The sequence below is a fragment of the uncultured Leptotrichia sp. genome, from assembly GCF_938036635.1.
Taxonomy (GTDB): domain Bacteria; phylum Fusobacteriota; class Fusobacteriia; order Fusobacteriales; family Leptotrichiaceae; genus Leptotrichia; species Leptotrichia hongkongensis.
The window spans coordinates 1-8,016 of record NZ_CALHQO010000377.1; the positions used below are offsets into that span (position 1 = coordinate 1).

Consider the following 8,016-nt stretch of genomic DNA (forward strand, 5'->3'; position numbering starts at 1 on the left):
ATAGCATAGGAAGAAGTATCAAAGGTGCAATTTCAAACAGAAAGTCAAAAACTCCAAAAGCACCGAAAACATCTACAACAAACCTAAACACTAATACTACAAAAACTGTAAATTTAAAAGATACAACTACAAATAAAATTAAAAAATAAAAGTTAGAATGTTGATAATAGTTTAAGCAAAATGAAAGCAGTCGATAAACAGGGAAGTTATGTTGACTGCTTTTTAATTGTTTATAAAATAATAAGCATTTTTGAGCTTTGCGTAGATAAAAAAAGTGTTTTTAGTATAATTTTGATATAAATTGTTATTTTTTTTCATATATGTTATAATAACAGTTGTTATATAAACAAATTATTTTGAAATCAAAATATTTTGATTTAAATTACTTGCTTTGGAGGAGAGAAATGAATAAATTTATAAATGAAAATTTGCTAAAAATGAATACAGAAGAATTTCTGTCTAATATAAAGAAGGCTTTCAATGATGTTTTTTCAAATGGAAATATTGAAAAGATAAATTTAATGAACTATTTGTCAGAGAAGAAATGGTTAAGTATAAAAAAATGTGGACTTTTACTGCCTTTTCTGCCAGAAAAATTTGGAGGAAGAAAAAATAGTCAGTTTGAAATTCAGGAAGTGCTTAGAATCGCTGGGAACTATGGCGTACCAGTTACACTTAGAACAGGAATTGAAGGAGCATTAGTATTACAGCCGCTTGTTGAATATGGGAATGAGGAGCAAATTGAAAAAGGTCTGGAAATGATATTTAACGGAGAAGGTGGAGGATTGGCTATAACAGAGCCTGAAACTTCTGGATCTGCTATCGCAAAAGAAATGCAGTCTTACTATGAATATGTTGATGAAAATACAATTCATGTTAAAGCTGATAAATATTGGCAAGGAAATTCTCAAAGTGATTTTTTATTAATTGCTGCAAAGGAAAAGAAAGAAGGTAAATTATCAAAAGTAATTAGCTTAATTTTAGTTCCAAGAGAATATATAACTTATGATGTGCTAAATTCCGAAGGTTTAAAAGCAGTAAGATATGCTGTAAATCATGTTGATGCAAAAATTCCTGCAAAATATATAATAAAACTTTCAGAAAGCAAGGCAAATTGCCTTAGAGAATTCCAAAATATCTTTATAAGAAGTAGATTGCAGCTAGTTGGAATGACACATGGAATTATGGAATATATTGTAAAAAATATAAATAAATTTGCTAAAAAAGAAATACCATTTGTTCAAAATGAATTAAATGAAATTGAAAATACTTACGATGTATCAAAAATTATGTATAGCTATACTTGTAACAATGTCTCTCCAGATAAGTCTGTTTCAGATAAATTAATGGAAGCAAATATTATAAAGAGCCTTGCTACTGAATATACTTACAAGGCAGCAAAAATTGCACAGAAACTTCTAGGGGCAAAAGGATTTGAAGCTGGGCATCCGATGAGCAATGTGGCAATTGACTTTAGGCCATTTACTATATTTGAAGGGCCAAATGATATGCTTTATGCAGAAATTTATGATCAGTTTTCAAAAGCTACGGCTGTGGAGAAGAAGGAGGGAATCCGAATTAATAAAAATTCTACAATTTATGAAAGATTTATTTCGGATAGACGGTTTGAAAATATATCGGTAAATAATATTGTTAATAAGATAGATGATTTAATCAGTTTTCTAAAACATCATACATTAAATGAGATGGATCAGATAAAAAAAGTTTTTGTTGGTAAAATACTGGCAAGATTGTTTCTTTTAATTCAAACAGAATCAGATAATTTAATAAAATTTTTGATAAGGGATATTAGAAAAGATATTTTAGATTTTGAGTATAACAGTTAAATTAATAAAAAAAGAAGGATAACTAATAAAAGCTATTCTTCTTTTGTTTTTTTATTCAAATTATTTATTTGAAAAACTGTGTAAATATTGTAATAATACTAATATTTGCAAAGTCAATGAAAAGCGATCCAACTATTGGAATTACGAAAAATGCCATTTTTGAGTAGATATATTTTTCAGTAACAGCTTTCATATTTGAAATTCCATTTGGGGTTGCTCCTAGTCCAAATCCGCAATGACCTGAAACCATAACAGCAGCATCGTAATCAGATCCCATCGCTTTAAATGTTATCCAGATCAGATAGAAATAAATCAATATAACTTGTGCAACAAGTAAAATGAATACTGGAAGTGCTAAATCAATAAGTTCCCATAATCTTAATGTCATTAGTGCCATTGCTAGAAATAGGTTAAGTGCTACATCTTCAAGAATACTTATTTCTTTTGTTGGAGCATTCAATGCTTTCACATTGTCAGACAGATTTCTAATAATTGCAGCAACAATCATAGGCCCTATATAAATAGGAAAATGTGCCTCAAAATTTGTAAAACTCATAAGATAGTCAATAAATATTGATAAATATGAACCAATTCCCATTGCAATCAGAATATAGAAAAATGCCATAGAAAAACGTTCCCCATCAAGAAAAGGCTTCTGCCTTTTTAATACTTCTTCATCGATGTCTTCGTCTCCGTGCTGTATCCCATCTTTTACAAAATGTTCTGGTAATAATTTATGTTTTTTTATAAGTCTGCTGGCAATAGGGCCTCCCATTGCAGATCCCATAATAAGTCCAAAAGTTGCTGAAGCTATTGCAATTGCATTTGCACCTTTATACATAGGCCCAAGAGCTTCGATTGTTGGAGCTACGGCTGCAGATGTTCCGTGTCCTCCAGTCATTGGAGCAGATCCTGTCATTAATGCCAATAATGGTGGAAGTCCTACAAATTTTGAAAGTCCAACTGCAACAGCATTTTGTAAAATACATAATCCAGCTGCAACAAAAAGGAAAATAACAACTTTTTTTCCACCTTTTTTTAGCACTTTAAGACTAGCATTAAATCCTACACTTGTAAAAAACATTACCATAAAGAATTTTTGCAATGTATCATCAAATTTAATTTGAGCAATATTTGTTTGCCTCAAGATAAAAACAATTATTGAAAATAAAAATCCACCAATAACAGGTGCTGGAATACAATATTTCTCAAAAAAATTAATTTTTTTTCTGAGTCTTATTCCAATTAAAAGCAAAACAACTGCTAATCCAATTGTCTGAATCATATCCATATTAATTTTCATCATGATAATCACCTCAATATTAAAGTTTTGTAATGAAACATTATACTATAAAATCTAAGAAAATGCAAATCTAAAAGAAAAGCACTTTTATTTTAAAATTCTTTTATTCAACTCTCTTTTTTAAAACATAAAATAACTAAACTATAAAAAAAGAAGCTGAACTCAAAATTTTAATCATTTTGAAACAGCCTCTTAAATATTTATTTTTTAGAATAATAATTAAATTAATTTTTTCCAAGTTTATCTGCTACAAGTATTGCTGCAAAAACATCATCGGCAGTAACTTTGAATGGCATATTATGGATTGTTTCACCTTCGGCTGTACTTGCCTTTGCTACTTCGTACAATCTTTCTTTAGAAACACTTCCCATTCCCAATTCATCCAATGTTGTTGGAAGTCCTACACTCTTACAGAACTCTATAACTTTTTTGATTTCACATAGACATCTGTTTTCCAAAACTAATTGCGTAATTGTTCCGAATGCAACTTTTTCTCCATGATACATGTGGTGTCCTTCTTCCAGAATTGTAAGTCCGTTATGAATAGCGTGAGCTGCCGCAAGTCCTCCACTTTCAAATCCAATTCCACTCAAATAAGTATTTGCTTCGATTATATTTTCAACAGCTTGCGTAACTACTTTATTTTCTACTGCAATTTTGGCTTTTAAACCGTCTTGGAATAAAGTATCTTTACATAATTCTGCAATTGCAATAGCAGCTTTTGTAATGCCACCTCCAGCGATTGAAGAGGCATTTGAATCAACACAGGCTTTGGCTTCATAATAAGTAGCAAGTGCATCTCCAATTCCAGCGACAAGAAGTCTGGCAGGTGCATTTACGATTACATCAGTATCCATTATTACCATATCAGGATTTGCTTTTAAGAACAAGTATTCTTCAAATTCTCCATTTGGAGTGTAGATTACTGATAAGGCACTGCATGGTGCGTCTGTTGAAGCAATTGTCGGAACGATGAAGACAGGAATATTTTCATAATACGATACTGCTTTTGCCGCATCAAGAGTTTTTCCTCCGCCGATTCCAAATACTGCGTCACATTTTTTTTCTTTTAAAATATCAATATTTCGGTTAATTTCATTTTTTGAACATTCTCCGCCAAAAACTTCGATATGGTAGTTTATACCTTCTTTTTCAAAGCTTTCAACAATTTTATCCTTAAAATTATCAAAAATAAATTTATCTACTAAAAGATATGCTCCGCTGTTACCACGTAATTTGTAATAAGTTGCCAAATTAGCGATTTCATCTTTTCCTTGAATATATTTTGAGGGCGAATTAATAATCTTTCTCATAAAAAATCATCTCCTATAAAATTTAGAATTCTTTAATAATATTATAGTGCATTTTTTCACAAAGTCAATGGTAAAACTAAAATAAAAAATCAAGAAATTATTCAAATATAATGTTTAAAGTAACTTCCTGATTTTTAAATTTATTAAATTTTCAAAATGTTTTTTAATTCCTCTTCTAATTTAGTATAATCTGGCAAATGAAGTCCTTTGATTCCTTTATTTTCAGCAGCTTCAATATTTTCCTTCATATCATCAATAAACAATGTTTCTTCTGGAATTAATCCAAATTCATAAAGAAGAGTGTCATAAATTTTTTCTTCTGGCTTTAAAAGTTTGAAATAGCATGAAATTAGGCAGCCTTCAAATAATCTAAAGAAATCGTTGTGTTTGAAGACATATTCGTATGAATCCTTGTGGAAATTTGAAAGCACATATAATTTGTAATCATAATTATCTCTTAATTTGTAAAGAAGTTCAATATTTTCTTTTATAGGCTTTAACAATTCAAAAAAGTCCTTGTCAAAAAAATTATCAATTTCAGTAGCCAAATGTGGACTTCTTTCCTTAAAAATCTTTTTAGCTTCAGGATAAGTCAAAGTTCCCCTGTCAAGCATTAACCATTCCTTTGTACCAATCACATTGTCGTGAAAATCTTTTCTTTTTTCTTTTGGCAATTTTTCTTTTAAATAAGTGTCTTTGTCAAAATTTATTAAAACATTTCCTAAATCAAATACTATATTTTTTATTTTTTTAGAATTTATATTTTCCATTTTGTTTGCACCTCCGACTACTTGTCTATCTTTTAATTAATAATTTTTCTATTTTCAACGTTTCTAATGATTACATATTGTTTCCTAAACTTCATAATATCACACTTTTTCCAAGTTTTTGTATAATTTTTTAAATACTTCTCAGCTTGCGGATATTCTTCACCATTAATTCTGCAATCAGCAATGGCAAAAATTTTACTCAGCCATAAAATTCTTCACAAAACTCAAAACGTCCTCAACTTTTACATCTGTACTTTCTCCAGTTTTTCTATCTTTCACTTCCACAATTCCATCAGCTGCACCTTTTCCAACGACTATTTTTAATGGGAAACCAATTAAGTCGGCATCTTTGAATTTGAATCCTGCTCTTTCATTTCTGTCGTCTAATACAGTTTCAATTTTATTTTGATTTAGTTCATTATACAATTTTTCACCTATATTTACCTGTGTTTCATCTTTCATATTGGCGATTATTACATCAACGTGGTAAGGGGCTATTGCTTTTGGCCAGATTATACCGTATTCATCGTGGTTTTGTTCGATTGCGGCTGAAATGATTCTTGACATTCCCATTCCGTAACATCCCATTTTCATAACTGCCTGTTTTCCGTTTTCATCAAGAACAGTAGCGTTTAGGGCTTTTGAATATTTTTCTCCAAGTTTGAAAATATGTCCAACTTCTATTCCACGTGCAATTTTAAGAACTCCTTTTCCATCAGGGGAAATATCTCCAGCTCTCGCAGTTCTAATATCTGCAACTAAGTCATATGCCAAGTCTTCAATATTTACGTTTACATAGTGATAATCAGCTTTATTAGCACCTAAAGCAAAGTTTCTTACATATTTTACAGTTTCATCAATTACAACGTATAAGCCTTCTTTTTTTTCATAAGAGCCTGCATATCCAGCAACCAGCCCGAATTTTTCGCATTCTTCCTCGCTCATCATTTCAAGTTCTGTAGAAGCTCCAATTACATTTTTTAATTTTATAGGATTTACATCCAAATCTCCACGAATTAGGGCTAGCACAAATTTTTCCCCATCTTCAAGAACTTCTTTTAACATTACTGCCTTTACAGTTTTTTCTTTAGGGATATTCAAGAAATTAGCCAGCTCTTCAATTGTTTTTGCATTTGGAGTTTCAACTAATTCTTTTGGAAGTTTTTCTTCGTTGCTTTCCTTTAATTCAATAATACTTGTTGCTTTTTCAACGTTTGCTGCATAATCTGAAGAGTCGCTGTATAAAATATCATCTTCTCCACTTTCTGCAAGTACCATAAATTCATGTGAAGCATCACCTCCGATAGAACCAGTATCAGCCTCGACTGCCCTGTAATTAAGTCCCATTCTTTCCAAAATTCTTGAATAAGTATCTTTCATGTTCAAATATTCCTCATCAAGAGATTCCTGTGTCAAATGAAAACTGTAGGCATCCTTCATCACAAATTCTCTTCCACGCATAAGCCCAAATCTTGGACGCATTTCATCCCTAAATTTTGTCTGAATCTGATAAACGTTAAAAGGCAGTTCCTTGTACGATGAAATTGAATCTCTTACAACATCTGTAATAACTTCTTCGTGAGTAGGCCCAAGCGAAAATTCTCTTTCGTTTCTATCTTTTAATCTCATAAGTTCAGGCCCATAAGCAAACCAACGTCCAGATTCTTCCCAAAGTGAAGCAGGCTGCAGTACAGGCATAAGCAGTTCTTGAGCTCCTGCTTTATCCATTTCTTCCCTCGTAATATTTTCTATCTTTTTAAGAACTCTATACCCAAATGGCAAATAAGTATAAACTCCTCTCGTAAGCTGCTTAATCATAAATGCTCTAAGCATAAGCTGATGGCTCACAATTTGAGCCTCTTTTGGTGCTTCCTTATATGTTTTTAAAAATGCTCTTGATAATCTCATATTTTCTCCTTCTATATTTAATTTTTATTGTATTGTAATGCTTATATTGTATATTTTTTTTGAATTTTTAGCAATAGTTTTTTAAAAAATAATATTACGAGAAAGTAAATTTATAATTTAAAATGAATTTACTATAAAAAGATTTTAGGGTATAATAAATCAAGAATGAAATAAAAAGGTGAAAAATTATGTTTTTTAAGAAAAATAAAGAAAAATTGTCAGTTGGGTTATTAGACATAGAAGCTGACATATCTCAAATAATTAATATTAAAGATTCAAGAGTAGTTTATATAAATGGTGCAGAAAAACTTAAAATATTTTCTTCAGAAATAAGACTTAATAATACTCCTCTTGTTCAAATAAATGCTCCAAGTTGTCCTACGAGCAATTCTTTATTAGCAACTGGTTATGGAATAGAAAATGCAAATTGTGATGAACTTATGGAAATACAGAAGGAAATTAATACTGATTTTATTTCACTGGAAAATTCTATAAAAGCAATGAATCCATTATTAAAACTCTTTGAAACAGGATTTTATATGATAGCAGAGGCAGAATGTTATCCGATTGATGGAAATGGAAATTTTTTCTGGAATGTTCCAAATAAGTTGACAGATTCTCCAGCAACAGGTCTAGCGTATTTAAGAGATAGTGACACATATTGTGTATTTAATCAGCCAGTTTATCTTTATCCAACACAAACAACAGATTGTTATGATGAAAAAAGAGTAAAATATTATATTGATAAATTTAATAATACAGATAATAATGAGCCAAGAGCGATTGTTTATAATTTTGGCGGTTTTATAAATTTTATAATTGATGGACATCATAAAGCCTGTGCCGCCGATATCATGATCCCGCATTGGGATACC

Annotated in this window: 5 protein-coding genes and 1 pseudogene; 2 read left to right on the forward strand and 4 right to left on the reverse strand. The window is 30.5% G+C overall.

Features of this window, described 5'->3' with window-relative positions:
* Positions 1 to 404: 404 nt before the first annotated feature.
* Complete coding sequence (locus tag Q0370_RS07485) at positions 405 to 1,847, forward strand: acyl-CoA dehydrogenase family protein (protein ID WP_299574108.1); 1,443 nt, start codon at positions 405 to 407, stop codon at positions 1,845 to 1,847.
* A 64-nt stretch (positions 1,848 to 1,911) separates the two neighbouring features.
* Here Q0370_RS07485 and gltS read toward each other — a convergent pair whose 3' ends face one another.
* From gltS to Q0370_RS07505, 4 genes are all read right to left on the reverse strand, one after another.
* Positions 1,912 to 3,153 (reverse strand): sodium/glutamate symporter, encoded by a 1,242-nt coding sequence (gene gltS / locus Q0370_RS07490; RefSeq protein ID WP_299574111.1) that lies wholly within the window; start codon positions 3,151 to 3,153, stop codon positions 1,912 to 1,914.
* A gap of 221 nt (positions 3,154 to 3,374) precedes the next feature.
* A complete protein-coding gene (locus Q0370_RS07495) occupies positions 3,375 to 4,463 on the reverse strand; it encodes a glycerol dehydrogenase (protein WP_299574114.1) in 1,089 nt (362 codons plus the stop codon).
* A 143-nt stretch (positions 4,464 to 4,606) separates the two neighbouring features.
* Positions 4,607 to 5,233 (reverse strand): HAD family phosphatase, encoded by a 627-nt coding sequence (locus Q0370_RS07500; RefSeq protein ID WP_299574117.1) that lies wholly within the window; start codon positions 5,231 to 5,233, stop codon positions 4,607 to 4,609.
* Positions 5,234 to 5,428: 195 nt separating this feature from the next.
* Complete coding sequence (locus Q0370_RS07505; RefSeq protein WP_299574120.1) at positions 5,429 to 7,141, reverse strand: proline--tRNA ligase; 1,713 nt, start codon at positions 7,139 to 7,141, stop codon at positions 5,429 to 5,431.
* A 188-nt stretch (positions 7,142 to 7,329) separates the two neighbouring features.
* Between Q0370_RS07505 and Q0370_RS07510 the strand changes: the two are divergent.
* Positions 7,330 to 8,016 (forward strand): annotated as a pseudogene (locus Q0370_RS07510) (hypothetical protein); the annotation flags it as partial.

Excerpts from the sequence above, each read along its gene's own strand:
- Q0370_RS07485 (WP_299574108.1), top strand. The coding sequence starts at position 405 with ATGAATAAATTTATAAATGAAAATTTGCTAAAAATGAATACAGAAGAA.
- gltS (WP_299574111.1), bottom strand. The coding sequence starts at position 3,153 with ATGATGAAAATTAATATGGATATGATTCAGACAATTGGATTAGCAGTT.
- Q0370_RS07495 (WP_299574114.1), bottom strand. The coding sequence starts at position 4,463 with ATGAGAAAGATTATTAATTCGCCCTCAAAATATATTCAAGGAAAAGAT.
- Q0370_RS07500 (WP_299574117.1), bottom strand. The coding sequence starts at position 5,233 with ATGGAAAATATAAATTCTAAAAAAATAAAAAATATAGTATTTGATTTA.
- Q0370_RS07505 (WP_299574120.1), bottom strand. The coding sequence starts at position 7,141 with ATGAGATTATCAAGAGCATTTTTAAAAACATATAAGGAAGCACCAAAA.